3 protein-coding genes are annotated in these 2,506 nt (G+C 71.8%); all 3 read left to right on the plus strand.

From position 1 onward, the window contains the following. Window positions 1–954: tryptophan synthase subunit beta (locus ACHFFZ_RS11030; RefSeq protein WP_394276666.1), on the plus strand; the 954-nt coding region annotated here is incomplete at its 5' end. After that, the gene (gene trpA, locus ACHFFZ_RS11035) at window positions 951–1,823 is read left to right on the plus strand and encodes a tryptophan synthase subunit alpha (protein WP_394276667.1); all 873 of its coding nucleotides are present in this window, start codon (window positions 951–953) and stop codon (window positions 1,821–1,823) included. The genes ACHFFZ_RS11030 and trpA, both read left to right, overlap by 4 nt. Continuing rightward, window positions 1,820–2,506, plus strand: a 687-nt coding sequence (lgt, locus tag ACHFFZ_RS11040) for a prolipoprotein diacylglyceryl transferase (protein ID WP_394276668.1), incomplete at its 3' end; no start/stop codon positions are given. The genes trpA and lgt, both read left to right, overlap by 4 nt.

Below are 2,506 nucleotides of genomic sequence, written 5' to 3' on the forward strand. Positions count from 1 at the left end.
CGGCAGGCCCTGAACGTGGCGCGGATGCGGCTGCTCGGCGCCGAGGTGGTGCCCGTGACCCATGGCTCGCGCACCCTCAAGGACGCCATCAACGAGGCATTCCGCGACTGGGTCACCAACGTGGAGACCTCCAACTACATCTTCGGCACCGTCGCCGGGCCCCACCCGTTCCCCACCATGGTGCGGGACCTGCAGCGGATCATCGGCGAAGAGGCCCGCGCCCAGGTCCTCGACCGCGTGGGGCGCCTGCCCGACGCCGTGGTGGCCTGCGTGGGTGGCGGTTCCAACGCCATGGGCATCTTCCACGCCTTCCTCGACGACACCGAGCCCGGTGAACACGTGCGCTTGATCGGCTGCGAGGCCGCAGGCGACGGCGTGGAGACCGACTTCCACGCGGCCACCATCGGCCGCGGCACCCCCGGTGTGCTGCACGGGGCACGCTCCTTCCTGCTGCAGGACGAGGACGGCCAGACCATCGAGTCCCACTCGATCTCCGCCGGACTGGACTACCCGGGCATCGGGCCGGAGCACGCGTGGCTGGCCGACATCGGCCGTGCCGAGTACCGTGCCGTCACCGACGCCGAGGCGATGGACGCCTTCGCCCTGCTGTCGATGACCGAGGGCATCATGCCGGCCATCGAGTCCTCCCACGCCCTGGCCGGTGCCATCGCTCTCGGCAAGGAGCTGGGCAAGGACGCCGTGATCCTGGTGAACCTCTCCGGACGCGGCGACAAGGACGTCCACACCGCCTCGGAATGGTTCGGCCTGCTGGACGGCGACCCCGCCGACGAGTCCGACGACGGCACGGGTCCAGACGGCACCGACCCGGAGGACGCCGCAGCCACTGGCACCGACGGCTCCGTCCGTCACGGCCGCGCGGACCTCACGCCGCTGCGGGACCTGGCCCGCACCACGATGGATGCCGCCACCGCCGGCACGGAGGAGGACGCATGAGCGAGCACGCGCACGGCGACAGGCTGCGATCGGCGCAGGTGCTGGAGCGCACCCGCACCGAGGGCCGCGCCGCACTGATCGGCTACCTGCCCGTGGGATACCCCGACCTGGCTGGCTCGATCGATGCCGCCCGCACCCTGATCGACCACGGCGCCGACATGATCGAGCTGGGCCTGCCCTACTCCGATCCCGTCATGGACGGCCCCGTCATCCAGCGCGCCGCCACCGCGGCCCTCGCCGGAGGGGTGCGCAACCGCGACGTCATCACTGCGGTGGAGCAGCTCTCCGGCCGCGGCGCCGCGATCCTGGTGATGAGCTACTGGAACCCCGTGCTGGCATACGGCGTGGACGCCTTCGCCCGCGACCTCGCCTCCGCAGGCGGCGCCGGGCTGATCACCCCGGACCTCATCCCCGACGAGGCCGGAGACTGGCTCGCCGCCTCCGAGACCCACGCACTGGACCGCGTGTTCCTGGTGGCACCCAGTTCACCGCGGGACCGGCTCGACCACGTCGTCGAGTACACCTCCGGTTTCGTGTACGCAGCCAGCACCATGGGGGTCACCGGCACCCGCGCCACCGTCTCCGCCGCCACCGAGGGCCTGGTCCAGCGCACCCGCGACGCCGGCGCCCGGAACGTGTGCGTGGGACTGGGGGTCTCCACCGGGGACCAGGCAGCCCAGGTGGGTGCCTACGCCGACGGTGTGATCGTGGGCTCCGCCTTCGTGCGCACCCTGCTGGAGGCGCAGGACGCCGGCCGCGGCAACGACCTCACTGCTCTGGCGGCAGTGGCGGACGACCTGCGTGCGGGCGTGGACCGAGCGCGCACCGGCAACCGGCCCACTGCCGGCTCCGCCGAGGGCCGCGCATGAGCCTCGCCCTGATCCCCAGCCCCCCGATCTCCGCGATCTCCCTGGGGCCGCTGACCCTGTACTTCTACGCCGTGTGCATCCTGGCCGGTATCGGGGTTGCCCTGTGGTGGGCCACCAGGCGGTGGGAAGCGCGCGGCGGCAACGGCGACGACCTCTTCGACATCGTGTTCGTGGCCGTGTTCGCCGGGATCATCGGCGCCCGCGTCTGGCACGTGCTCACCTCCCCGGCACCGTTCTTCGGTCCCGGTGGGGACCCGGTCTCCGCGCTGTACATCTGGGAGGGGGGCCTGGCGATCTACGGGGCCGTGGCCGGCGGTGCCCTGGCCGTGTACCTCATGGCCCGCGCCAAGGGTGTGTCCTTCACGGCCCTGGCCGACACCATCGCCCCCACCCTGATGGTGGCGCAGGCGATCGGTCGGCTGGGCAACTGGTTCAACCAGGAGCTGTACGGCCCGCCCACCGACCTGCCCTGGGGCTGGGACATCACCTGCGTCACCAACGGCGACCGCATCGGCGGCTGCGAACCCGGCACCTACCACCCGACCTTCCTGTACGAGCAGCTGTGGCTGCTGGCAGGCATGGCACTGCTGCTGTTCCTCTCCCGCCGCCTCCACCTCGCAGGCGGTCGCGTGTTCTGGGCGTACGTAGCGATCTACTCCACCGGGCGCGCCTTCATCGACGCC

It is taken from the genome of Luteococcus sp. (genome assembly GCF_043424415.1).
Classification (GTDB): Bacteria; Actinomycetota; Actinomycetes; order Propionibacteriales; family Propionibacteriaceae; genus Luteococcus.

What these genes read in the sequence shown, in the direction of transcription:
- trpA (WP_394276667.1), top strand. Translation starts at nt 951, where the DNA reads ATGAGCGAGCACGCGCACGGCGACAGGCTGCGATCGGCGCAGGTGCTG.